This window comes from Bordetella pseudohinzii, from assembly GCF_000657795.2.
In the GTDB taxonomy this organism is placed as follows: Bacteria; Pseudomonadota; Gammaproteobacteria; order Burkholderiales; family Burkholderiaceae_B; genus Bordetella; species Bordetella pseudohinzii.
Map to the genome: position 1 here is coordinate 64935 of NZ_JHEP02000002.1, position 22118 is coordinate 87052.

General features: G+C 66.5%; 22 protein-coding genes. 6 read left to right on the plus strand and 16 right to left on the minus strand.

Going from position 1 to position 22118, the window contains the following annotated elements; genetic code table 11:
• Positions 1-166 precede the first annotated feature (166 nt).
• On the plus strand, positions 167-1129 hold the full coding sequence (paaX, locus tag L540_RS02510; protein ID WP_043212925.1) for a phenylacetic acid degradation operon negative regulatory protein PaaX: 963 nt from the start codon (positions 167-169) through the stop codon (positions 1127-1129).
• Here paaX and L540_RS02515 read toward each other — a convergent pair.
• Entirely contained in the window at positions 1099-1725 is a 627-nt protein-coding gene (locus L540_RS02515) for an NAD(P)H-hydrate epimerase (protein ID WP_043212922.1), read from the minus strand. The genes paaX and L540_RS02515 overlap by 31 nt on opposite strands.
• Positions 1726-1975: 250 nt before the next feature.
• On the opposite strand from L540_RS02515, the gene ycaC reads away from it, so the two are divergent.
• Positions 1976-2608: an isochorismate family cysteine hydrolase YcaC gene (ycaC, locus tag L540_RS02520; RefSeq protein WP_043213094.1), complete on the plus strand. Its 633-nt coding sequence runs from the start codon at positions 1976-1978 to the stop codon at positions 2606-2608.
• A 36-nt stretch (positions 2609-2644) separates the two neighbouring features.
• Here the strand turns inward: ycaC and orn are convergent, their stop codons facing one another.
• Entirely contained in the window at positions 2645-3190 is a 546-nt protein-coding gene (orn, locus tag L540_RS02525; RefSeq protein ID WP_043212920.1) for an oligoribonuclease, read from the minus strand.
• A 60-nt stretch (positions 3191-3250) separates the two neighbouring features.
• Here orn and L540_RS02530 point away from each other — a divergent pair, with 60 nt between their 5' ends.
• The 3 genes from L540_RS02530 to otnI all read left to right on the plus strand — a co-directional run bounded on the left by L540_RS02530 (position 3251) and on the right by otnI (position 6331).
• A complete protein-coding gene (locus L540_RS02530; protein WP_043212918.1) occupies positions 3251-4504 on the plus strand; it encodes a M48 family metallopeptidase in 1254 nt (417 codons plus the stop codon).
• Complete coding sequence (rsgA, locus tag L540_RS02535; protein WP_043212917.1) at positions 4501-5403, plus strand: ribosome small subunit-dependent GTPase A; 903 nt, start codon at positions 4501-4503, stop codon at positions 5401-5403. The genes L540_RS02530 and rsgA overlap by 4 nt, the downstream gene beginning before the upstream one ends.
• A 130-nt stretch (positions 5404-5533) precedes the next feature.
• Positions 5534-6331 carry a 2-oxo-tetronate isomerase gene (gene otnI / locus L540_RS02540; protein ID WP_043212915.1) on the plus strand — a complete coding sequence of 266 codons (798 nt, stop codon included), beginning with the start codon at positions 5534-5536 and terminating at the stop codon, positions 6329-6331.
• 13 nt (positions 6332-6344) lie between these two features.
• Here otnI and L540_RS02545 read toward each other — a convergent pair whose 3' ends face one another.
• Both L540_RS02545 and rplS read right to left on the minus strand, forming a co-directional pair.
• The gene (locus L540_RS02545; RefSeq protein WP_197085628.1) at positions 6345-7058 is read right to left on the minus strand and encodes a CoA pyrophosphatase; all 714 of its coding nucleotides are present in this window, start codon (positions 7056-7058) and stop codon (positions 6345-6347) included.
• Positions 7059-7298: 240 nt separating this feature from the next.
• On the minus strand, positions 7299-7679 hold the full coding sequence (rplS, locus tag L540_RS02550; RefSeq protein ID WP_043212913.1) for a 50S ribosomal protein L19: 381 nt from the start codon (positions 7677-7679) through the stop codon (positions 7299-7301).
• A gap of 320 nt (positions 7680-7999) precedes the next feature.
• Between rplS and L540_RS02555 the strand changes: the two genes are divergently transcribed.
• On the plus strand, positions 8000-8872 hold the full coding sequence (locus L540_RS02555) for a DMT family transporter (protein ID WP_043212910.1): 873 nt from the start codon (positions 8000-8002) through the stop codon (positions 8870-8872).
• Between the two features lie 17 nt (positions 8873-8889).
• Here L540_RS02555 and L540_RS02560 read toward each other — a convergent pair whose 3' ends face one another.
• The 12 genes from L540_RS02560 to aspT form a co-directional block, all read right to left on the minus strand.
• The gene (locus L540_RS02560; RefSeq protein WP_043214219.1) at positions 8890-9156 is read right to left on the minus strand and encodes a hypothetical protein; all 267 of its coding nucleotides are present in this window, start codon (positions 9154-9156) and stop codon (positions 8890-8892) included.
• 80 nt (positions 9157-9236) lie between these two features.
• Positions 9237-10580 (minus strand): PA0069 family radical SAM protein, encoded by a 1344-nt coding sequence (locus L540_RS02565; RefSeq protein ID WP_197085629.1) that lies wholly within the window; start codon positions 10578-10580, stop codon positions 9237-9239.
• Positions 10581-10764: 184 nt separating this feature from the next.
• Positions 10765-12069, minus strand: coding sequence for a sulfate adenylyltransferase subunit 1 (locus L540_RS02570; RefSeq protein ID WP_043212906.1), 1305 nt, complete (start codon positions 12067-12069; stop codon positions 10765-10767).
• 13 nt (positions 12070-12082) lie between these two features.
• Positions 12083-12991 carry a sulfate adenylyltransferase subunit CysD gene (gene cysD / locus L540_RS02575; protein WP_043212904.1) on the minus strand — a complete coding sequence of 303 codons (909 nt, stop codon included), beginning with the start codon at positions 12989-12991 and terminating at the stop codon, positions 12083-12085.
• 13 nt (positions 12992-13004) lie between these two features.
• Entirely contained in the window at positions 13005-13733 is a 729-nt protein-coding gene (locus tag L540_RS02580; RefSeq protein ID WP_043212902.1) for a phosphoadenylyl-sulfate reductase, read from the minus strand.
• A complete protein-coding gene (locus L540_RS02585) occupies positions 13730-14794 on the minus strand; it encodes a sulfate/molybdate ABC transporter ATP-binding protein (RefSeq protein WP_043212900.1) in 1065 nt (354 codons plus the stop codon). The genes L540_RS02580 and L540_RS02585 overlap by 4 nt, the downstream gene beginning before the upstream one ends.
• 13 nt (positions 14795-14807) lie before the next feature.
• Positions 14808-15692 (minus strand): sulfate ABC transporter permease subunit CysW, encoded by an 885-nt coding sequence (gene cysW, locus L540_RS02590; RefSeq protein ID WP_043212898.1) that lies wholly within the window; start codon positions 15690-15692, stop codon positions 14808-14810.
• The gene (cysT, locus tag L540_RS02595) at positions 15689-16567 is read right to left on the minus strand and encodes a sulfate ABC transporter permease subunit CysT (RefSeq protein ID WP_043212896.1); all 879 of its coding nucleotides are present in this window, start codon (positions 16565-16567) and stop codon (positions 15689-15691) included. Before cysT ends, cysW begins: the two co-directional genes overlap by 4 nt.
• Before the next feature lie 15 nt (positions 16568-16582).
• Entirely contained in the window at positions 16583-17608 is a 1026-nt protein-coding gene (locus tag L540_RS02600) for a sulfate ABC transporter substrate-binding protein (protein WP_043212895.1), read from the minus strand.
• A gap of 172 nt (positions 17609-17780) precedes the next feature.
• Entirely contained in the window at positions 17781-18422 is a 642-nt protein-coding gene (locus L540_RS02605) for a peroxiredoxin (RefSeq protein WP_043213086.1), read from the minus strand.
• Between the two features lie 106 nt (positions 18423-18528).
• A complete protein-coding gene (locus L540_RS02610; protein ID WP_043212892.1) occupies positions 18529-20355 on the minus strand; it encodes an acyl-CoA dehydrogenase in 1827 nt (608 codons plus the stop codon).
• 63 nt (positions 20356-20418) lie between these two features.
• Positions 20419-22116 carry an aspartate-alanine antiporter gene (gene aspT, locus L540_RS02615; protein WP_043212890.1) on the minus strand — a complete coding sequence of 566 codons (1698 nt, stop codon included), beginning with the start codon at positions 22114-22116 and terminating at the stop codon, positions 20419-20421.
• Positions 22117-22118: the final 2 nt, after the last annotated feature.

Here is a 22118-nt window from a genome sequence, read left to right on the forward strand (position 1 = left end):
TGTCTCCTTCGGCGAAGGGCGGGCGCCAAGCCCCGCCTGATCTGTTTCTTGATGGCTTGATTATTTAATACAAAAATTCCATTGTCAAACTTATTTCTGTATCACGTCAGGTTTATGTATCATGTCGGGCAGACCGATAACATCGCGGCTGACAACCGTCCCTTTTATGGCTAGTTCCGCAACGCCGCCCCTGGACCGCTTTCTGGCCCGCCTGCTCGAACAGGATCCGCCGCGCGCCAAATCGCTGTGCGTCAGCCTGCTGGGCGATGCCTTGGGGCCGCATGGCGGCGCCATCTGGCTGGGCGACCTGATCGAGCTGCTGGCCCCCGTGGGCATCAATGAGCGCCTGCTGCGCACCAGCGTCTTCCGCCTGGTCGCCCAGGATTGGCTGCGGTCCGAGCGCCATGGCCGCCGCAGCCTCTATCTGATGTCCGACACCGGGCGGCGCCTGACGGCGCTGGCCTCGCAACGCATCTATGAGGGGCCGCCGCAGCAGTGGCACGGCGAATGGACGCTGGTGGCGCTGCCGCGCACCGGCGGCAACGGCCTGGCCGAGCGCGCCGAACTGCGCCGCGCGCTGGAATGGGAAGGTTTCGCCCTGGTGGCCCCGGGCCTGTTCGCCCATCCCGCCACCGAGGCGCGCGCCGCGCACGACATCCTCGAACAGCTGGGCATCCCCGACAAGGCGCTGGTGCTGGCCGCGCGCGACCTGGCCGGCGCCGGCGGCCTGCCCATCGCCAGCCTGGTGCCGCAATGCTGGAACCTGGATGCGGTGGCCGAACAATACCGGCTCTTTACCCGCAGCTTCGCGCCCCTGGCGCCGCTGGTGGCCGACGGGCCGCCCCCGCCGCCGCAGGCTTTCGCGCTGCGCGTGCTGCTCTTGCACCACTGGCGCCGCATCGTGCTGCACGACCCGCAGCTGCCCGTGCCCATGCTGCCGGCCGACTGGCCCGGCGGTCCGGCCCGCGAGCTCTGCGGCCAGCTGTATTGGCGGCTTTTCGACGCTTCGGAGCGGCACCTGGACGCCGTGGCCGGCCGCGAGAACGACCGCTACCGCCCCCTGACGGCGGATGTCCTGAGCCGCTTCGGCGGCCGGCCTCAGGCCGCCAGCACGGCCGAGAGCCACTGAGGCTCCAGGCCCAGGCCATCCTCGAAGCATGCCCCCATGGCGGGCGCCCCGCCGGCCAGCCCCGCGGGCGTGCCAATGAAGGACAGGGTCCAGGTCGCCTGGACCGGACGGCCCAGGGGCTGTCCCGTGCGCGCCGACAGGCCGCTGGGCACATCCAGCGCCAATACCGGCACCCGCCAGCGGTTGATGGCGTCGACCAGGCCTTGCCAGGGCTCGCCCAAGGGGCGCGCCAGGCCGATGCCGAACAGGCCATCGATGACCACATCGGGCGCGGACGTGGGCAGGGCGGGATCCTCGACGCCGCCGGCGGCGCGCCAGCGCGCATAGGCCTGGACCGCATCGGCCGGCAGGCGCGCGGGATCGCCCGGCATCACGACCTGCACCGCATAGCCCTGGCGCAGCAGATGCGTGGCCGCGACCAGGGCGTCGCCGCCATTGTTGCCGGGGCCGGCCAGCGCCAGGACATGGCTGGCCGGCTCGTGGCGTTCGGAGATGAATTCGGCCGCCGCGCGGCCGGCACGCGCCATCAGATCCATGCCCGCGCTGCGGGCGTTTGCCTCGATGCGACGCAACTGCTCCAGTGTGTAGACCGCCATGTCAGCGCCTCCCTACTAGCCGGAACCAGTATCGCATAGCCCGGAGATGGGCAAACCGCCCTGACGCCGTCCAGGCTGTCCGGCGCGGCGGGGCCGGCGCCGCCCATGATGAGGGGCTGCCCCCGTAGATCGTCCTATTTTCAGAACGATGCAGGACCTGATTGTGGGCTAGCGGCCTGGCGGACCCCGGCCTAAGATGGGTTCCATGGTCTTCACCCGCGGCAGACGCCGCCAAACCCAGGAGTGCATGATGAGCAAACCCTACGCCAAACTCGACAAGAGCAATGCCGCCGTCCTGATGGTGGACCACCAGGCCGGTCTGCTGTCGCTGGTGCGCGATTTCCAGCCGGATCAATTCAAGAACAATGTGCTCGCGCTGGCCGCCCTGGCCAAGTATTTCAAGCTGCCGACCATTCTGACGACCAGTTTCGAGCTGGGCCCCAACGGCCCGCTGGTGCAGGAGCTCAAGGATAGTTTTCCCGATGCGCCCTATATCGCGCGCCCCGGCCAGATCAACGCCTGGGACAACGAGGATTTCGTCAAGGCGGTCAAGGCCACGGGCAAGAAGCAGCTCATCATCGCCGGCGTGGTCACCGAGGTGTGTGTCGCCTTCCCGGCGCTGTCGGCCCTGGCGGAAGGCTATGAAGTATTTGTCGTGACCGACGCTTCGGGCACTTTCAATCAAATCACCCGCGACGCCGCCTGGGAGCGCATGTCGGCCGCCGGCGCCCAGATGATGAGCTGGTTCGGTGTGGCCTGTGAGCTGCACCGCGACTGGCGCAACGATATCGAAGGCCTGGGCGCGCTGTTCGCCAACTACATCCCCGACTACCGCAACCTCATGGCCAGTTTCAGCGCCGTGCAGGCCGCGGGCAAGAAGTAAGCATGACGGCGGGCGGCCAGGCCGCCCGCCCCGCCGCTAGACCTTCAGGAAGTGCTCGCGGTAGTACTTGAGTTCGTCGATGGACTCGTAGATGTCGGCCAGCGCCTCGTGGCGGCTCTTCTTCTCGAAGCCCTTGTAGACGGCGGGCGCCCAGCGCCGCGCCAATTCCTTCAGGGTGCTGACATCCAGGTTGCGGTAATGGAAAAAACGCTCCAGGTTCGGCATATAGGCGAACATGAAGCGGCGGTCCTGGCTGATGGTATTGCCGCACAGCGGCGACTTGCCGGCCGGCACATGCTGGGCCAGGAAATCGATGAGCTGCTGCTCGGCCTGGGCTTCGGTCAGCGTCGAGGCGCGCACCTTGTCGATCAGGCCGCTTTTGCCATGGGTGGATTTGTTCCAGTTGTCCATGGCGTCCAGCACGCTGTCATCCTGGTGCACGACCAGGACGGGCCCTTCGGCCACGACCGTCAGATCCGGCTCGGTCACCACGACGGCGACTTCGATGATGCGTTCTTTCTCAGGATCCAGCCCCGTCATTTCCATGTCGAGCCAGACCAGGCGATTTTCGTTGGCAGCCATATAATTTGCCTTTAAAACACGCGATTTTCGCACACCCCTGCCCGAGGCGCCCGCCAGTCCATGTTCACCTTGCTGTTCGTTGCCCTGCTGATTGCCGATACCGGCGTGCGCCTGTGGCTGGCCAGCCGCCAGATCCGCCACGTCGCCCAACACCGCGACATGGTGCCCGGCGAGTTTTCCGCCCGCATCGGCCTGACCAGCCACCAGCGCGCCGCGGACTATACCGTCGCCCGCGTGCGCCTGGGCATGTTCGAACGCCTCTACGACGCCATGATACTGGTCGGCCTGACCTTGTTTGGCGGTTTGCAATGGCTGGATACCACCCTGGCCCAGCTGACCCAGGCGGATTTTCTCAGGCAGTTGCTGCTGCTGGTCTGCGTCGCCCTCCTGCTGGGGCTGGCCGGCCTGCCTTTCACGCTATGGCGCCAATTCAAGCTGGAGAGCCGTTTCGGCTTCAACCGCATGACGCCGGGGCTTTTCGTTTCGGACACGCTCAAGGGCCTGGCGCTGGCCTTCTGTCTCGGCCTGCCCCTGGCCTCGGCCATCCTGTGGCTCATGGCGAGCGCCGGTTCGCTGTGGTGGCTGTGGGCCTGGGGCCTGTGGACGGCTTTCAACCTGCTGCTCATTTTCATCGCGCCGACCTATATCGCGCCGCTGTTCAATAAGTTCACGCCCCTGGACGACCCCGAACTCACCGCCCGCATCCGCGGCCTGGCCCAGCGCTGCGGCTTCACGCTCAAGGGCTTGTTCGTGATGGACGGCTCCAAGCGCTCGGCCCACGGCAACGCCTATTTCACGGGCTTTGGCAAAAGCCGGCGCATCGTCTTTTTCGACACCCTGCTGTCGCGCCTGAACGCCGACGAAATCGAAGCCGTGCTGGCCCATGAACTGGGACATTTCAAGCGCCACCACATCCTCAAGCGCATCGGCCTGAGCCTGTTCATGGCCCTGGTCTTCTTCGCCGCGCTGGGATGGCTGGCGCAACAGCCCTGGTTCTACGTGGGCCTGGGCGTGCTGCCGCAGCTGGGCGGGCGCAATGACGCCATGGCGCTCATCCTCTTTTTCCTGGTCATCCCGGTGTTCACCTTCATGTTCACGCCACTGGCCAGTTGGTATTCGCGCCGCGACGAATTCGAGGCCGACCGCTACGCGGCCGCGCAAAGCTCCTCGGGCAACCTGGTCTCCGCGCTGGTCAAGCTCTACGACGACAACGCCGCCACGCTGACGCCGGACCCCGTGCACTCGGCCTTCTACGACAGCCATCCGCCGGCTGCCGTGCGCATCCGTCACCTCCTGACGGGCGCCGCCGCATGAGCGCCGATAACGAAGGCCGCATCATCGCCGCCCATGGGCGCCACTACAGTGTGGAGCTGGCCGACGGCAGCCTGCGCAAATGCTTTCCCCGCGGCAAGAAAACCGGGCCGGCCGTCGGCGACTGGGTACGCATCACGCCGCAAGGCGCCGATGAAGGCGCCATCGACGCCGTGCTGCCGCGGCGCAACCTGCTGTTCCGCTCCGACGAAATGCGGTCCAAGCAATTCGCCGCCAACGTGGACCAGCTGCTCATCGTGGTGGCCGTCGAACCCACCTTTTCCGAAGACCTGCTCGGACGCGCCCTGACCGGCGCCTGGAGCGCGGGCATCGAACCGCTCATCATCCTGAACAAGATCGACATCGCCGCCGGCCTGCCCGCGGCGCGCGAACGCCTCGCCCCGGTCCGCGCGCTGGGCGTGCCGGTCATCGAACTGAGCGCCCCGGACGCCCAGGCCGTGCATCGCGAACTGGCGCCGCGGCTGGCCGGCCGCGTCAACCTGCTGCTGGGGCAAAGCGGCATGGGCAAGTCCACCCTGCTCAACACCCTGGTGCCGGACGCCCAGGCGGCCACGCGCGAGCACTCCACCGCGCTGGACATGGGGCGCCACACCACCACCAGCACCCGCCTCTACCACCTGCCGGCGCCGGGCGGCGATCTGATCGACTCCCCGGGCTTCCAGGCCTTCGGCCTGCAGCACCTGAGCGGCGAAGACATCCTGCGCGGCTTTCCCGAATTCAAACCCTATATCGAGCACTGCCGCTTCTACAACTGCACCCACCGGCATGAGCCGGGTTGCGGCGTGGTGGCCGCGCTGAAACAGGGATTGATCGATCCCGGCCGCTATGCGCTGTACGAACGCATCCTGGCCGAAACCGAGGCCGCGCGCCAGCGCTACTAGGGCCTGCCCGCGGTGACGCGGGCACCGGGCGGCCGGCCTCGGACAGACCCTGGCGCGTAGCGGGCCCTCGCCCCTCACAGCGGCCCGCGAGCACGATACACTGCGGCTTTCAGGGACATGGGAAGCAGACATGCCGCGTTTCGCCGCGAATCTTTCAACGCTCTATCAAGACATTGAAATGCTGGACCGTTGCGCCGCCGCCGCGCGCGATGGGTTCAGGGGGGTCGAAATGCAATTCCCCTACAGCCACCCTACCGCGCAATGGCGCGAGCGGCTGCAACGCCACGATCTCGAACTGATACTGATCAACGCCCCGGCCGGCGATGCCCGCCAGGGCGAGCGCGGCCTGGCCTGCCTGCCCGGCCGCCAGGAGGATTTCCGCGCCGGGCTGGAGCAGGCCCTGGAATACGCCGTCTCGCTGATGTGCCCGCGCGTGCACGTCATGGCGGGCTGCCCGGCCAGCGGCAGCGAGCCGCAGGCCCTGCGCGAGACGTATATCGACAACCTGGCCTATGCCGCCCGCCTGGCCGCCGCCGTCGACGTCGAAATCCTCATCGAACCCATCAATCCGCGCGACATGCCGGGCTATTACCTCAATCACCAGGCCGAGGCCCATGCGGTGGCCCAGGCCACGGGCGCGGCCAATGTCAAAGTGCAGATGGATCTCTATCACTGCCAGATCGTCGAGGGCGACGTCAGCATGCGCCTGCGCCACTACATCCCGCAGGGCCGCGTGGGCCACGTCCAGATCGCCGGCGTGCCCCTGCGCCAGGAACCCGATCAGGGCGAACTCAACTACCCCTATCTGTTCCAGCTGCTCGATGAGCTGGGCTACGCCGGCTGGGTAGGCTGCGAGTACCGTCCGGCGGGCGACACCCGCGCCGGCCTGGGCTGGCTGCACGCCGCGCGGCGCGCCTCCACCCACTGAGCAAGCCGCGTGTTCAGCGCGGCGCGAGGCTCTTGTAGAGGTTGCGCAGCATCCCGGCGGTCGCGCCCCAGATAAAACGCTCCCCCCAGGGGATGGCGTAATAGCGGCGCACCCGGCCGTCGGGCAATCGCGCCTCGTACAGCCGGTGGTTGGATGGGTCCATCAGGAAGTCCAGCGGCACCTCGAAAATATCCGCCACCTCGAAGACATCGGGCGCCGGCGCAAAATCCGGACGCACCAGCGAGACCACCGGCGTGATGGAAAAACCCGTCGACGTCAGGTACTCGGGCATGCTGTTGAGCACTTCCACCCGGTCTTGCGGCAGGCCGGTTTCTTCCTGGGCCTCGCGCAGGGCGGTATCCACCGGCGTCGGGTCGACCAACTCGACCCGCCCTCCCGGGAAGCTGATCTGGCCGGCATGGTCGTGCAAATGGGCGGCGCGCTGCGTCAGCATCACACGGACCCCTTCGGGGCGCATCACCATGGGAATCAGCACGGCGGCCAGCACCGGCGGGCCTTCACGGCCCGGATAGCGGTCTTTTTCCATGCCCAGGGGATCCAGCGTCCACTCGCGGGCGGGCCGCAGCGCGCCGCGCAGGGCATCGGGCGTCAGCAGCTCCGGATTGACCCGCAGCAGCCCGCCATCGGCGACCTGCCAGGGCTGATCCTTGGGATCGAAATTGGGCCGGATGATGGACCGGCGGCGTGCGGGCGTTGAGTCAGACATGAGCCAGGAAACAAGAAAAGTCCCCCCGGCCGCGCACGTCATGCGTGCTTGCTGCTCCCGAAGGAGCGCTGCCTGCCTTGGGGCGGTCCGGCGGCGCAAAGGCCGCGCTGCGCGCGCTACTGCGAAAAACCAAAAAAAAGCACCCTTGCAGGTGCCTTTTTAACTCGGAATGCCGTCCAGGCAACGCCGGCAAGGATGCCGGCGCGGGCTGGACGGTCCGGACAGCTTTCAAGCCGGGGATCAACCCTGGGCGGCTTGCTTGCTGACCAGCTTTTCCTTGATGCGAGCCGACTTGCCCGAGCGGTTGCGCAGGTAGTACAGCTTGGCACGGCGCACGTCGCCGCGGCGCTTGACTTCGATGCTGGCGATCTGCGGCGAGTACAGCTGGAACGTGCGTTCCACGGCTTCACCCGAGGAGATCTTGCGGACGATGAAGGAGGAATTCAGGCCACGGTTGCGCTTGGCAATGACCACGCCCTCGAAGGCCTGGACACGCTTGCGGGTGCCTTCGACCACGTTCACGCTCACGATCACGGTGTCGCCAGGGGCGAACTCCGTCACGGGCTTGTCGCCGGTCAGGCGCTTGATTTCTTCCTGTTCAAGGATAGCGATAAGGTTCATAAGAACTCCAGAGTCATCTTGTCTTTGCAGGCGTTTTTTGCCGGGATAAATTTCAATGCGCCTGGCCTGGCCTGGTTGGCGTGCATCGGGGGTCAGTCATAGACCTGAAGTAAACCCTTCAGGCCATGAACCTTCGGCCATGGACCTCACCCGCCCGCACCCAGCCCGCCTTGCCCCGCGCATATTTGGTATGCCGCAAGCAGAGGATGAGTTGGCAAACCAGCAATTCTACCTCAGTGCCCTTTTTTTAACCAGTCTGGCGCTATGGGCTCCGCCCCCGATTCAGGTACGCTTGCGCCTTTCCCAGGCGCTGCGACTCCATGACTTATACGTCCCTTATTCTTGTCATCCTGGCCGCCATGGCCCATGCGACATGGAACCTGCTGGCCAAGCGCGCCGCCATGGTGGGGCCGGTCTTTGTGTTTGCCTATGGGCTGGCGGCCAGCCTGCTCTACGCCCCCTGGGTGATCTGGGTGCTGGCGCATGAGGGCATGACATGGAGCTGGCCGGTGGTGCTGTGCATCCTGGCCTCGTCGCTGTTGCACCTGGGCTACAGCCTGTGCCTGCAACGCGGCTACCAGGTCGCCGACCTGTCCGTGGTGTATCCGATCGCCCGGGGCACCGGGCCGCTGCTATCGACCGTGGGCGCCTTCACGCTCCTGAACGAACCCGCGACGACAAGCGGCATCCTGGGCATGCTGTGCGTGGTGGGCGGGGTGTTGCTGATCGCCACCCAGGGCCGGCTGGCCATGTTCCGCTCGCCGCAGGCCTGGATAGGCGTGCGCTGGGGGGTGCTGATTGGCCTGTTTATCGCGGCCTATACCGTGGTGGACGCCTATGGCGTGAAGAGCCTGCTCATCATGCCCGTGCTGTTTGACTGGTTTACCTGTGTCACGCGCACCGTCATGATGACGCCCCATGTGATACAGCGACGCGCGCAGTATTTTCCGGCCATGCGCGGATATTGGCACCTGGCCATCGCGGTCGGCCTGCTCTCGCCGCTGGGCTATATCCTGGTGCTTTACGCCCTGCGCATGGGCGCTCCGCTCAGCCTGGTGGCGCCCGCAAGAGAAATGTCCATGATGCTGGGCACGCTGGCAGGCATGTTTTTGCTGCGCGAAAAAGTCGGCCCCGGGCGTCTGGCCGGCTGCGGCGCCATCCTGCTGGGCGTGGTGTTGTTGGGTTCAAGCTGAACCCTCCCCGCCCCTGCTCAGAAACCCGCCGCCGCGCCCAGCCACATCAGCCCGGGGATAAGCGCCCCCCAGGACAGCACCATGACGACGTCCCAGATCATGCGGCGGCGCATTTCCCTGGCCTGGACATCGTCGGCGCTGGGCTCGGCATGCACGGGGACGGGCGCGGCCGGCGCCTGGAAAGGCCAGGCCGGCTTGCGGCTTGCACGCGGCGGCGTGCGCGGACGCTGCGACACCGGGGCCTGGGCAAGCAATACGTCAGCAGGAAGCGAAACCGTCGTCATGATGACTCTCCTTGTAGCGCCTGCCGGGCCAGGCCCGGCAAGACTGTCCACTGGCGGACATTCTGGGAAACCGTGGTGATTCAATCTTCAAACAGGGCCATCTGGCCGGCCTGGCGCGCGGCCTCGCTGGCGCTTGCCCGCGCACGGCGGGCAGCAGGCGCCGGAGGCACGAAGCGATCGATCGCCAACGCCGGCCGCCATCCGGTCAGCCCCAGGTTGCGGGCGGCCACCTGAAAACGCTGCCTCAACAGATCGGCCCAGATGCCCGTGCCGCGCATGCGGGTGTCAAAGCTGCTGTCGTTGCGCTTGCCGCCTCGCATATCCTCGATACGATGCAGCACGCGCTGCGCCCGGTCAGGGAAATGCGTCTGCAGCCAGGTTTCAAAGACGTCTTTGACTTCCCAGGGCAGACGCACGACCGTGTAGCTGGCCGAACAGGCGCCCGCGGCGGCGGCGGCCTCGAGGATCTGCTCCATGGATTCGTCATTGATGAAGGGGATGACGGGCGCCACCAGCACGCCCACGGGCACGCCGGCCTGGGCCAGCTTGCGCACCGTCTCGACCCGGCGCCACGGCGCCGAGGCCCGCGGCTCCAGGGTGCGCGCCATGTCGGCGTCCAGCGTGGTGATGCTGATGAAGACCGTGACCAGGCGCTCTCGCGCCAGCGTGGTCAGCAGGTCCAGGTCGCGCTCGACCAGGGAATTCTTGGTGACCAGGGTCAGGGGATGGCCGGTCTCGACCATGAGCTCAAGCAGGCCGCGCGTCAGCCGCCAGGTACGCTCGATGGGCTGGTAGACATCGGTGGCCGACCCGATATTGATGGGCGACACCTTGTAGCCCGGCCGCGACAGCTCGGCCCGCAGCGCCTGGACGGCATTGGCCTTGGCGACCAGCCGCGTTTCGAAATCCAGGCCGGGTGAATAGCCCAGGTAGGCATGGGTGGGCCGGGCATAGCAATAGACGCAGCCGTGCTCGCAGCCCCGATAGGGATTGACGGCGACATCGAAGGGGATGTCGGGAGAATCGTTGCGCGACAGCAGCTTGCGCGCCTGCTCGGGCTTGACCGTCGTGCGGGGAGCGGCCACCACCGGGATGTAGCGCTGGGTGGCCGCCGCGGGCAGGCCCACCGCCTCGGGCAAGGCGCCGGGCAAGGAAGCGGAATCGGCCGGCGGGACAGCCTCCGCGCCCGCCGGATCTTCCGAGGCGGGCAGGCGCCGGGGCACGTCCTGGATGTCATCAAGGGACAGATCGAACGGGGAAGGCGCGTCGTGGTCGCCGCCAAACCAGCCGTCGTCGAAAGCCTCACGCTCGGTTTGCTCGAAGCGGTGGCGAACATTAGTAACCGCACCCCGACCGCGCGAGGCGGCGGGGGCGGCAGCCGGGGACCCAAAACCGGCGGAAAGCGAATGTTCGGTGCTCATCATGGAAGCACTGTACAAAAACACAGTACTTTTGACAAGCCCCTATGCCCTCGAAAGGACCACGATCCGACTGTACCGCAACTCCCGCCAGGCGTGCGGGGAATTCATTCCACGACTTGGAAAACGCCTGGAAACCCGCGCCAGACAAGGGTTTGGACGAAAAACAACAAGGTTTCCAGGGCTCGGATCAGCGCAGGATGAGCATGCCGGCCGCGGCGGTTTGATGGGTGGCGGCATCGATCAGGATGAAGGCGCCCGTGGCCGGCACATCGCGATAATCGTCGACCGCCAGCGACTCGCGCGTGATGAAGGACACGCGCCCGATGTCGTTCATCTCCAGCCTGTCGCGCGCCTCGCTCACCTCCTGCAGTTCGTGGATATCGCGCCGCGTATGCACGCCGCGTATCTTGGCCGAGGTCAGCCGCGTGCCCTGCTTGAGCAGATACTTGCGCGCCGGATTCAGCGGCTGGTTGTCCAGCCAGCAGACTTCGGCCTCGAACTCGCGCGCCACGGCGGCCGGCGCGGCCGCGTGCGTGATGATGTCGCCGCGCGAGACATCGACATCGCGGTCCAGGACCACGGTGACGGACTCGCCGCTGGCCGCGCGAGGCACGCTGCGGTCGAACACCCGCAGCCCGGCCACGCGCGCCGTCACGCCCGACGGCTGCACCAGGACCTCGTCGCCCACCGACAAGGCGCCGCTGGCCACGCGGCCGGCGTAGCCGCGGAAATCCTCGGCGCGGTCGCCGTCATGGCGCATCACCCACTGCACCGGGAAGCGCAAGGGCAGCGCCGAACCGTCATCGCCCTGCTCCAGGTCTTCCAGCAGCCCAAGCAGCGGCTGGCCCGCATACCAGGGCGTGCGCGGCGAAGCGTGCACGACGTTGTCGCCATTGAGCGCCGACAGCGGCAGGATGTGAAAGTCCGGCAGGCCCAGCTTGCCGGCCAGTTCGCGATACGAGGCGGCGATGCGCTCGAACACGGCGCGATCCCAGTCCACCAGGTCCATTTTGTTGACGGCCACCACGATGTGGCGGATGCCCAGCAGCCGGGCGATGGTGCTGTGCCGCTTGGTCTGCGGCAGCAGCTGGCCGTCGGCCGCCCGCGTGGCGTCGATCAGGATGATGGCCGCGTCGGCCGTGGATGCGCCCGTCACCATGTTGCGGGTGTACTGCTCATGGCCAGGCGCATCGGCCACGATGAACTTGCGCGAGGGGGTGGCGAAGTAGCGGTAGGCCACATCGATCGTGATGCCCTGCTCGCGCTCGGCCTCCAGCCCGTCGGTCAGGAGGGAAAGATCGATGCCGTCGCCGGCCACGCGCTTGTGCTTGGCGCGCGCGATGGCGTCGAGCTGGTCGGCGAACACGCCCTTGCTGTCATACAGCAGGCGGCCGATGAGGGTGGACTTGCCGTCGTCCACCGAACCGGCGGTGATCAGGCGCAGCACGCCGCGGTCGGCGCCGGACAGGAAAGAATCGTTCAGTGCATTCATGATGTCATCCGGTTCAGAAATAGCCTTCGCGCTTGCGCCGCTCCATCGACGCCTCCGAGGTCTGGTCATCCATGCGGGTGGCGCCGCGCTCGGTGATGTCGGTCACCGCGGTCTCGGCGATGATGGCCAGCGGGTCCGCGGCTTCGGAGGCGACCGGGCAGGTGCAGGAGATGTCGCCCACGGTGCGGAAACGCACGGCCAGTGTCTCGACCGTCTCGTCCTCGGCCGGCGGCGTCAGGCGCGTGACCGGCACCAGCAGGCCGCGGCGGCGCACGACCTCGCGCGGGTGGCTGTAATAGATCGACGGCAGGGCCAGGTTCTCGCGGTGGATGTATTGCCAGACGTCCAGCTCGGTCCAGTTCGAGATCGGAAAGACCCGGATGTTCTCGCCCGGATGCACGCGCGTATTGAACAGGTTCCAGAGTTCGGGCCGCTGGGCCTTGGGATCCCATTGGCCGAATTCGTCCCGGAACGAAAAAATGCGCTCCTTGGCGCGCGCCTTTTCCTCATCGCGGCGCGCGCCGCCGATGCAGGCGTCGAAGCCGAACTCTTCGATGGCCTCCAGCAAGGTGACGGCCTGGGCCGCATTGCGCGAATCCGTGGCGCGGCGCAGCACCACGCTGCCGCGCGCGATGGAGTCCTCCACGCCGCGCACGATCAACTGCTCTCCCAGCTGGGCGGCGCGGGCATCGCGAAAGGCAATGACTTCATCGAAGTTATGCCCGGTGTCGATATGCATCAGGGGAAAGGGAAAACGCCCCGGCCGGAAGGCCTTCTCCGCCAGCCGCAGCAGCACCACCGAATCCTTGCCGCCGGAAAACAGCAGCACCGGCCTGGCGCACTCGGCGGCCACCTCGCGCAGAATGAAAATCGCCTCGGATTCCAGCCAATCCAGATGGCTGCGTTGGGCAACTAAAGACATGGTCGTTCCTTTCTCAATTCACGGCTATCGGGATAGGGCGGCGGTTGCCTTCATGCAGACCGCATTCCTTGGAGTCCGAGCTTTCCCACCACCAGCGGCCGGCGCGCAGGTCTTCGCCGGGCCGGATGGCGCGCGTGCAGGGGTCGCAGCCGATGGAGGGATAGCCCTGGTCGTGCAAGGGGTTGTAGGGAATGGCCAAGGCCCGGATCGCATTCCAGACCTCGGCCTCGCTCCAGGCGGCCAAGGGGTTGAACTTGTACAGGCCAAAAACCGCATCGTGCTCCTCGGCCGGCAGCTCGCCGCGCGTGACGGCCTGGGCCCGGCGCTGGCCGGTGATCCAGGCGCTGCGCCCGGCCAGGGCGCGCGACAGCGGTTCGACCTTGCGGATCTGGCAACAGGCTTTGCGCAGCGCCACGCTCTCATAGAAGGCAAACGCGCCGTGCGCGGCCACATGCTCGCGCACGGCCTGTTCCTGCGGCCGCATGACGGTGATCTCGCGCCCATAGCGCTCGCGCACCGTGTCCAGCATGCCCAGCGTCTGCGCATGCAGGCGCCCCGTATCAAGCGTGAAGATCTCCAGCGGCAGTCCGCCGTCATAGATGGCGTGGGTCAGCAGCATGTCCTCGGCGGCCAGCGACGAGGCCAGGGCGGCGTCGGGGTGCCGCCGGGCAATGTCGGCCAGCGTGGCCCGCAGCGCCCGCCAGCGCCCGGCCGTCTCGGGAGTCAGGATGGTATCGCTCATGGTTGCGCGGCAAAGACCCTGGCGCGGCGCGGACGCGCCAGCAGGGCATCGCCCTCCTTCAGATTGAGTTCGCGGAACACATGTTCGGGCACTTCGGCCTCGATCACGCTGGCGGCGTCCTCGCGCCTGAGTTCGAGATAGGCGCTGGGGCCGGCCAGATAGGCATGCGCCAGGCGCACCGGAATGCCCGGCTGCCGCGGCGCATAGGGCAGGACTTCGATCTCGTGCGGCCGCACATAGGCCGTGGCGGCCAGCGCGCCCGGCTGGGCCAGGTCGGGCGCGGGCAGCGCCAGGTCGGCGTGGCGCCAGACCCCGCCGGCCGCCTGCCCGGCCAGCTGGTTCACATCGCCCAGGAAGCCGTAGACAAACGGCGTGGCGGGCGCTTCCCAGACTTCACGCGGGCTGCCGACCTGCTCGATGCGCCCGGCGTTCATCAGCACCACCCGGTCGGAGACCTCCAGCGCCTCTTCCTGGTCATGGGTGACGAACACGCTGGCCACGTGCAGCTCGTCATGCAGGCGGCGCAGCCAGCGGCGCAATTCCTTGCGCACCTTGGCGTCCAGCGCGCCGAAAGGTTCGTCCAGCAGCAGCACGCGCGGCTCGACCGCCAGGGCCCGGGCCAGCGCGATGCGCTGGCGCTGGCCGCCGGAGAGCTGGGCCGGGTAGCGGTCGGCCAGCCAGTCCAGCTGCACCAGCTGCAGAAGCTCGTGGACCTTGGCGCGTATCCGCGCCTCGGCGGGACGTTGCGAACGATGCTTGACCCGCAGACCGAAGGCGACGTTCTCGAACACCGTCATATGCTTGAACAGGGCATAGTGCTGGAACACGAAACCCACCTGCCGCTGCCGCACGTCCACGCCGGTGGCGTCCTCGCCGGAGAACAGCACGCTGCCGCTGTCGGCGCTCTCCAGGCCGGCGATGATGCGCAGCAGCGTCGTCTTGCCGCAGCCCGAGGGCCCCAGCAAGGCGACCAGCTCACCGGTCTCGATATGCAGCGACACATTGTCCAGCGCGCGGAAATCATTGAATCGCTTGGACAGGTTCTTGACTTCGATACTCATGCGTTTCCCCCGGTCAGGCCGCCTGCGGCTGGCGCGCGGACAGCGGCGGCGCCTCCAGCGGCTGCTCGCTTTGCGCCAACAGCCGGTGATTGCGCCACTCGATGAAGTTCTTGGCCACCAGCGTCACCAGGGCCAGCAATGCCAGCAGCGAAGCCACCGCGAAGGAGGCCGCGAACTGGTACTCGTTATAGAGAATCTCCACGTGCAAGGTCATGGTGTTGGTCAGTCCGCGCACCTGCCCGGACACCACCGACACCGCGCCGAACTCGCCCATTGCGCGCGCATTGGCCAGGATGGCGCCATACAGCAGACCCCATTTGATATTGGGCAGGGTGATGCGCCAGAAGATCTGCCAGCCGCTGGCGCCCAGCGTCAGCGCGGCCTGCTCCTCCTCGCTGCCCTGGGCCTGCATGAGCGGTATCAGCTCGCGCGCCACGAAGGGAAAGGTGACGAACAGCGTGGCCAGGATGACGCCCGGCACGGCGTAGACGATCTTCAGGTCATGCGCCTGCAGCCAAGGCCCGAACCAGCCCTGGGAGCCGAACAGCAGGACGAAGATCAACCCCGCCACCACGGGCGAGACCGAGAACGGCAAATCGATCAACGTGATCAGGAACTGCTTGCCGCGGAACTGGAACTTGGTGATCGCCCAGGCGGCCGCCACGCCGAACACCAGGTTGACCGGCAGGGACACCGCCGCCACCAGCAGCGTCAGCCGGATGGCCGACAGGGCATCCGGCTCGGTGATCGCCGCCAGATAGGTCTCCCAGCCCTTGCGCAAGGCTTCGGTGAATACCGCGGCCAGGGGCACGAACAGGAACAAGGTCAGGAAGGCCAGCCCCAGGAACAGCAACAGACCGCGCACCCAGCGGGGTTCGGTGAGATGGTCGGGTCTCATGCCAGTTTGCCTCCGCGGCGCGCCTGCCAGCCCTGCAGGAGGTTGATGATGAACAGGAGCACGAAGGACACGGCCAGCAGGACGGTGGCGATGGCCGCGGCCCCGGCGTAGTCGAACTGCTCCAGCTTGACGATGATGAGCAGCGGCGTGATCTCCGACACCATGGGCATATTGCCCGCGATGAAGACCACCGAGCCGTACTCGCCCACCGCCCGCGCAAACGCCAGCGCAAAGCCGGTCAGCAGCGCCGGCGTCAAGGCCGGCAGCAGCACCCGCCGCAGGGTCTGCCAGCGGCCGGCGCCCAGGCTGGCCGCCGCTTCCTCGATTTCGCGCTCGATGTCCTCCAGCACGGGCTGCACGGTCCGCACCACGAAGGGCACGCCGATGAAGATCAACGCCACCACGATGCCCAGCGGCGTGAACGCCACCTTCAGGCCCAGCCATTGTTCCAGCGGCGCGCCGAGCCAGCCGTTCTTGGAATAAAGCGCGGTCAAGGCGATGCCCGCCACCGCGGTCGGCAGCGCGAAAGGCAGGTCCACCAGGGCATCGACGATTTTCTTGCCCGGAAAGCGATAGCGCACCAGCACCCAGGCCACGATGCTCCCGAACACCAGATTGACCAGGGCCGCCAGCAGCGCCGCGCCAAAGGTCAGTTGGTAGGAAGCCAGCACGCGCGGCGCGGTCACCGCCTCCCAGAAACCGGTCCAGCCCAGTTGCGCGCTCTTGATCGGCAGCGCCGCCAGCGGAATCAGCACCAGCACGCTCAGGTAGAACACGGCATAACCCATGGAAATGCCGAAACCCGGCAGCACGCCGGGCCTTTTGCGGGCGGGGCGGGCCGCCGGGCCCGCCGCCGGATGAAGAATGGCGCTCATCGCGTGCCCGCCTCCTTATTTGGGTTGATAGACCTGATCAAAGGTCCCGCCGTCGCTGAAGTGGTCTTTCTGGGCCTTGCGCCAGCCCCCGAAGATGGGGTCGTCGATGGTCACCAGATTGAGCTTGGGAAAGCGGCTCGCGTACTTGGCGGCCACGGCCTTGTCGATCGGGCGGTAGTAGTTCTTGGCGATGATCTCCTGCGCTTGGGGCGTATAGAGAAACTCCAGATAGGCCTGGGCGGCCGGGCGCGTGCCCTTCTTGTCCACCACTTTGTCCACGATGGCCACCGGCGGTTCGGCCAGGATGGACAGCGAAGGCACGACGATGTCGAACTTGTCCGGACCGAGTTCTTCGAGCGCCAGAAAGGCTTCGTTTTCCCAGGCCAGCAGCACATCGCCCACGCCGCGCTCGACGAAAGTGGTGGTCGAGCCGCGCGCGCCCGTATCCAGGACCGGCACATGCTTGAGCAGGTCGCCCACGAATTGGCGCGCGGAGGCTTCGCTGCCGCCCGGCTGCTTCAGGGCATAGGCCCAGGCGGCCAGGTAGTTCCAGCGCGCGCCGCCCGACGTCTTGGGATTGGGCGTGATCACTTGCAGGCCCGGCTTGATCAGGTCGTCCCAATCCTTGATCTGCTTGGGATTGCCCTTGCGCACCAGAAAGACGATGGTGGAGGTGTAGGGCGAGCTATTCTGCGGCAGGCGCTTTTGCCATTCCTGCGGCAGCAGGCCGCGGTCCGCGATGGCGTCGATGTCGTAGGCCAGGGCCAGCGTCACCACATCGGCATCCAGGCCGTCGATGACGGAGCGGGCCTGGCGGCCGGAACCGCCGTGCGACTGGCGGATCGTCAGTTCGACGCCCGCCTTGTCCTTGTAATGCTTGACGAAGGCATCGTCGACGGCGCGATAGAGTTCGCGCGTCGGGTCATAGGAGACGTTGAGCAGCGTCTGCTTGGTCTGCGCCTGGGCTAGCGGCAGACCGAGAATGAAAGTGGCTGCCAGGGCGATGGCGGCGGTCCAGGATCCTGCGGCACGGGAGGGCATACTCGCTTCCTTTCTTGTTGGAGTGGCAATGGCTGCCAGTGTGCAAGCCCGCCAAACTGAAAGGAACGAATCATTTTTTGATTACTCATCGCCTGAAGACATATAGCCTGCCCCGGCCCCATAAAACAGACGGGCCGCCCGAAGGCGGCCCGCGGCGCGCATGCTGCCCGCTTTACTTGTTGGGCTGGGGCGTGATGCGCAGATAGGGACGCACGGCCTTGTAGCCCTTGGGGAATTTTTCCTTGATGACGGCCTCGTCTTTCAGGGACGGGACGATGATCACGTCGTCGCCATCCTGCCAATTGACCGGCGTGGCCACGCTGTAATTGTCGGTCAGCTGCAGCGAATCGATCACGCGCAAGATTTCATTGAAATTGCGCCCCGTGCTGGCCGGGTAGGTGATGATCAGGCGGATTTTCTTGGCCGGGTCGATGATGAACACCGAACGCACGGTCAGCGTGGCGTTGGCGTTCGGGTGGATCATGTCATAGAGCTCGGAGACCTTGCGGTCCTCGTCGGCCAGGATGGGAAAATTGACGCGGGTCGACTGGGTATCGTTGATGTCGCCGATCCACTTGTTGTGCGATTCTTCGCCATCGACCGACAGGGCCAGCACTTTCACGTTGCGCTTGGCGAACTCGTCGGCCAGCTTGGCGGTGTAGCCCAGTTCGGTCGTGCAGACCGGCGTGAAGTCGGCGGGATGCGAAAACAGCACGCCCCATTTGTCGCCAAGGTAGTCATACAGACGCAGCGTACCGATGGACGATTTCTGTTCAAAGTCGGGCGCGGTGTCGCCGAGACGGAGGTGAGCCATGAATATCTCCTGCTTTAGGTTGGCGGCCATATGATTCTTGCATCAAACCCATATCGGGGGAAATAAGCAAGCCATATAACCTTATGTTGTATTGCAAGGATGGCGCTCAGGCCACCCCGGCCCAATCGGCGGCGGTGTCCGCCACCTGCCCCGCCCTCACCGCCGCCGACAGCGACAGGGCGCGCGGCAGGATGTGGGCGCCGTAAAACAGGGCCGTGCCCAGCTTGTTGCGATAAAAGCTGTCATCGCTGCCTTCGGCCAGCCGGCGGCGGCTGACCAGCGCCGCGCGCACCATCTGCCAGCCGCCATGCGTCACGCCGGCCAGCATCAGATAGGGCACGCTGCCCGCGAACACCGCCCGCACATGGTCGGCGGCATGCTGGAGAATGAAGTCGACCGCATCCTGATAGGCCTGGATGGCCTGGTCGAAGTGGTCGCGCAGCAGGCATAACCCTTCGCGGCTTTCGGCGTCGGCGCGGCTGGCCTCGACCTGAAGCGCCTTGAGGGTGTCGCGCATGGCGGCAATCGAGGCATAGGCGGCGGCGCCGCCGTCACGCAAGGTCTTGCGGCCGACCAGGTCATTGGCCTGGATGGCCGTGGTGCCCTCATAGATGGGCAGGATGCGGGCGTCGCGGTAGTACTGCGCCGCCCCGGTCTCCTCGATAAAGCCCATGCCGCCATGCACCTGCACGCCCAGCGAGGCGACCTCCACGGCCAACTCGGTCGAGAAGCCCTTGACGATGGGCACCAGGTACTCATAGAAGGCGCGGTTGCGGCTGCGCACCTCGGCATCCGGATGGTGGTCGGCCTTGTCATGGGCGGCGGCCGCCACATAGGACACGGCCCGGGACGCCTCGGTCAAGGCGCGCATGGTCAGCAACATGCGCTGCACATCCGGGTGATGCGAAATCGTGACCGGGCCGGCCGAACCCTCGATGGCGCGGCCCTGGACGCGCTCGCGCGCATAGGCCTGGGCATGCTGGTAGGCGCGCTCGGCCAGCGCGATGCCCTGCTGGCCGACCGAATAGCGCGCCGCGTTCATCATGATGAACATATACTCCAGGCCGCGATTGGCCTCGCCCACCAGATAGCCGATGGCGCCCTCGCCCACCTCGCCCTTGCCCGCGCCGTAGAGCAGCACCGCCGTGGGGCTGCCGTGTATGCCCAGCTTGTGCTCCAGCGAGGCGCACCAGACATCATTGCGCTTGCCCAGCGAGCCGTCTTCATTGACCAGGATCTTGGGCACGATGAACAGCGAAATCCCCTTCACGCCCGCGGGCGCGTCCGGCAGGCGGGCCAGCACCAGGTGGATGATGTTCTCGGCCAGGTCATGCTCGCCATAGGTGATGAAAATCTTCTGGCCCGAAAGCCGATAACTGCCATCCGGCTGGGGCACGGCCCGGGTCTTGACCAGGGCCAGATCAGACCCGGCCTGCGGTTCGGTCAGATTCATCGTGCCTGTCCAGCGCCCGCCGATCAGGTTGGGCACATAGGCGCGCCGCTGCGCTTCGGAACCGACCGACAACAACGCCTCGATCACGCCATCGGTCAGCATGGGACAGAGCGAAAACGCCAGACTGGCGGCTTGGATGTTCTCGGCCGCCGGCGCCGCCACCAATTGCGGCAAGCCCTGGCCGCCCCATTGCGCCGGATGCTGCAGGCCCTGCCAGCCGCCGGCCGAGTAATCGGCGAACGCCTGGGCGAAACCGGGCGTCGCCGTGACCACGCCGTCTTTCCAGACCGGGGGCTGGCGATCGCCGGTCACGTTCAAGGGAGCCACCACCTCCTGCACAAAGCGCGCATTCTCATCAAGAATGGCATCGACCAGATCCGGCTCGGCCTCCTCGAAACCGGGCAGCTTGAGGATTTCATCAAGGCCGGCCAGCTCCTTCATGGCAAAGCGGATGTCGCGCAACGGCGTGGTGTAGCTCATGGTGTCTCCGTTCTATAAACAAGCGGGCGGCTTGCGCCGCCCGGTTTTCCCGCTTGGGGCGTCTCAGCCCAGGCGATAGGCCAGCGCCACGATGAGCGGGCCCAGCACGGGCAACAGCACGTTGGCGATGGCATAGGTGACGGTATAGCCCAGGATGGGCACTGAACTTCCTGCCTGGGCGATCACGGCGCTGACCGTGGGCGTGCTCACGTGCTGACCCGCGATCGCGCCCAGCAGCAGCGGCCCCTCGATCTTGAGAAACTTATGCCCGACCCAGAGCGATGCGCAGGCCGGCCCCAGCGATACCGCCAGGCCGATCACGGGTATGACGAGTCCGTGCTCTTTCAAAAGGGTAATCGCCTCCGGGCCCGCCGACAAGCCGACGCAGGCAATAAATATCGCCAGCCCCAGCTCCTTGAGCAGATTCAAGGCCGGGGCCGGTATATGGCCCAGCGACGGGCGCTTGGCGGAAATCCAGCCGCAGACCAGGCCGCTCACCAGCGCCCCGCCGCCGCTGCCCAGCGACAGCGGCAAGCGCGCCACGGTGACGATGAGGCTGCCGATCAACAGGCCCACCAGGATGCCGGCGCACATGAACACCAGATCGGTCGTGCCGTCGCGGCGCAATTCGCTGCCCAGATGGCCGGCCGCCTTGCTCAGATTGGGATCGGTTCCGACCAGCTTGACCACATCGCCATACTGCAGCACGGTCGCGGGCGTCATGGGGATGGTGTGCCCGCTGCGCTCGATGCCTTGCAGGAACACGCCCCGCGCCGCGCGCGCATTCGGCGTCTGGGCCAGTTCGGCCAGGGTGCGGCCATTGACGCCCTTGCGATTGATGACGACCTGCATTTCCTGCAGATTGAGCGCGTCGGCATGCGCGGGCGGCACCTGGATTTCCGGGCCGATCACATCGTCGCCGCGCAAGGCATAAAAGCGCAGGCCCACGATCACGAGGATGTCGCCGGCCTGCAGGACCTCGTCCGGCGTGGGCGCGAGCGACTCGCCGTCGCGCAGCAGGCTGGTCACCACGGTGCGGCCCGCGAGCTTCTGCTCGACCTCCAGCACGCTCATGCCCTGGGCCTCGCGCACGATATGGGCGCGGCCCACCAGGCGCGGCAGCGCGGGCAGGCTGCTGTCGCCCTCCTCGGGGATGCCGCCCAGCTTGGCCTCCAGGTCCTTGGAGGCCTGGCGCAGATTGATGCCCAGCAGCAAGGGCGCCACCTGGCTGGTGAACAGCACGATGCTGAGCGTGCCCACCAGATAGGTCAGCGTATAGGCCGTGGCGATATTGGCCTCCTGGACCCTCACCTCTTCGGCCGACAGGCCCAGGTGGCGCAAGGCTTCGGAAGCCGTGCCCACCACGGCCGACTCGGTGGCCGAGCCCGCGGCCAGGCCGGCCGTGGTCCCCGCGTCAAAGCCGAAAAAGCTGGCGGCCACCAGGGCGATGGTCAGCACCAGCACCACCTCGATGAGAGGCAGCAGCATGAAGCGCAGGCTGGAGCGGTTGAGATTGGCGAAAAAGCCCGGGCCGCCGGAATAACCCATGGCGAAGATGAAGAGCACGAAGGCGATTTCGCGCAGCGGGCCTTCGACCTTGCAACCCGTCTGACCCAACAGCATGGCCACGATCAGGGTGCCGCACACGCCGCCCAAGGCGACGGGCCCGAGGCGGAACTTGCCTATGAAATGGCCCAGGCCCACCGCGATAAAGACGATGGCGATAGGCACCGACTGAAAAAATCCGACAGAGCAAGTCATAC

What these genes read in the sequence shown, in the direction of transcription:
- paaX (WP_043212925.1), top strand. Translation starts at nt 167, where the DNA reads ATGGCTAGTTCCGCAACGCCGCCCCTGGACCGCTTTCTGGCCCGCCTG.
- L540_RS02515 (WP_043212922.1), bottom strand. Translation starts at nt 1,725, where the DNA reads ATGGCGGTCTACACACTGGAGCAGTTGCGTCGCATCGAGGCAAACGCC.
- ycaC (WP_043213094.1), top strand. Translation starts at nt 1,976, where the DNA reads ATGAGCAAACCCTACGCCAAACTCGACAAGAGCAATGCCGCCGTCCTG.
- orn (WP_043212920.1), bottom strand. Translation starts at nt 3,190, where the DNA reads ATGGCTGCCAACGAAAATCGCCTGGTCTGGCTCGACATGGAAATGACG.
- L540_RS02530 (WP_043212918.1), top strand. Translation starts at nt 3,251, where the DNA reads ATGTTCACCTTGCTGTTCGTTGCCCTGCTGATTGCCGATACCGGCGTG.
- rsgA (WP_043212917.1), top strand. Translation starts at nt 4,501, where the DNA reads ATGAGCGCCGATAACGAAGGCCGCATCATCGCCGCCCATGGGCGCCAC.
- otnI (WP_043212915.1), top strand. Translation starts at nt 5,534, where the DNA reads ATGCCGCGTTTCGCCGCGAATCTTTCAACGCTCTATCAAGACATTGAA.
- L540_RS02545 (WP_197085628.1), bottom strand. Translation starts at nt 7,058, where the DNA reads ATGTCTGACTCAACGCCCGCACGCCGCCGGTCCATCATCCGGCCCAAT.
- rplS (WP_043212913.1), bottom strand. Translation starts at nt 7,679, where the DNA reads ATGAACCTTATCGCTATCCTTGAACAGGAAGAAATCAAGCGCCTGACC.
- L540_RS02555 (WP_043212910.1), top strand. Translation starts at nt 8,000, where the DNA reads ATGACTTATACGTCCCTTATTCTTGTCATCCTGGCCGCCATGGCCCAT.
- L540_RS02560 (WP_043214219.1), bottom strand. Translation starts at nt 9,156, where the DNA reads ATGACGACGGTTTCGCTTCCTGCTGACGTATTGCTTGCCCAGGCCCCG.
- L540_RS02565 (WP_197085629.1), bottom strand. Translation starts at nt 10,580, where the DNA reads ATGATGAGCACCGAACATTCGCTTTCCGCCGGTTTTGGGTCCCCGGCT.
- L540_RS02570 (WP_043212906.1), bottom strand. Translation starts at nt 12,069, where the DNA reads ATGAATGCACTGAACGATTCTTTCCTGTCCGGCGCCGACCGCGGCGTG.
- cysD (WP_043212904.1), bottom strand. Translation starts at nt 12,991, where the DNA reads ATGTCTTTAGTTGCCCAACGCAGCCATCTGGATTGGCTGGAATCCGAG.
- L540_RS02580 (WP_043212902.1), bottom strand. Translation starts at nt 13,733, where the DNA reads ATGAGCGATACCATCCTGACTCCCGAGACGGCCGGGCGCTGGCGGGCG.
- L540_RS02585 (WP_043212900.1), bottom strand. Translation starts at nt 14,794, where the DNA reads ATGAGTATCGAAGTCAAGAACCTGTCCAAGCGATTCAATGATTTCCGC.
- cysW (WP_043212898.1), bottom strand. Translation starts at nt 15,692, where the DNA reads ATGAGACCCGACCATCTCACCGAACCCCGCTGGGTGCGCGGTCTGTTG.
- cysT (WP_043212896.1), bottom strand. Translation starts at nt 16,567, where the DNA reads ATGAGCGCCATTCTTCATCCGGCGGCGGGCCCGGCGGCCCGCCCCGCC.
- L540_RS02600 (WP_043212895.1), bottom strand. Translation starts at nt 17,608, where the DNA reads ATGCCCTCCCGTGCCGCAGGATCCTGGACCGCCGCCATCGCCCTGGCA.
- L540_RS02605 (WP_043213086.1), bottom strand. Translation starts at nt 18,422, where the DNA reads ATGGCTCACCTCCGTCTCGGCGACACCGCGCCCGACTTTGAACAGAAA.
- L540_RS02610 (WP_043212892.1), bottom strand. Translation starts at nt 20,355, where the DNA reads ATGAGCTACACCACGCCGTTGCGCGACATCCGCTTTGCCATGAAGGAG.
- aspT (WP_043212890.1), bottom strand. Translation starts at nt 22,116, where the DNA reads ATGACTTGCTCTGTCGGATTTTTTCAGTCGGTGCCTATCGCCATCGTC.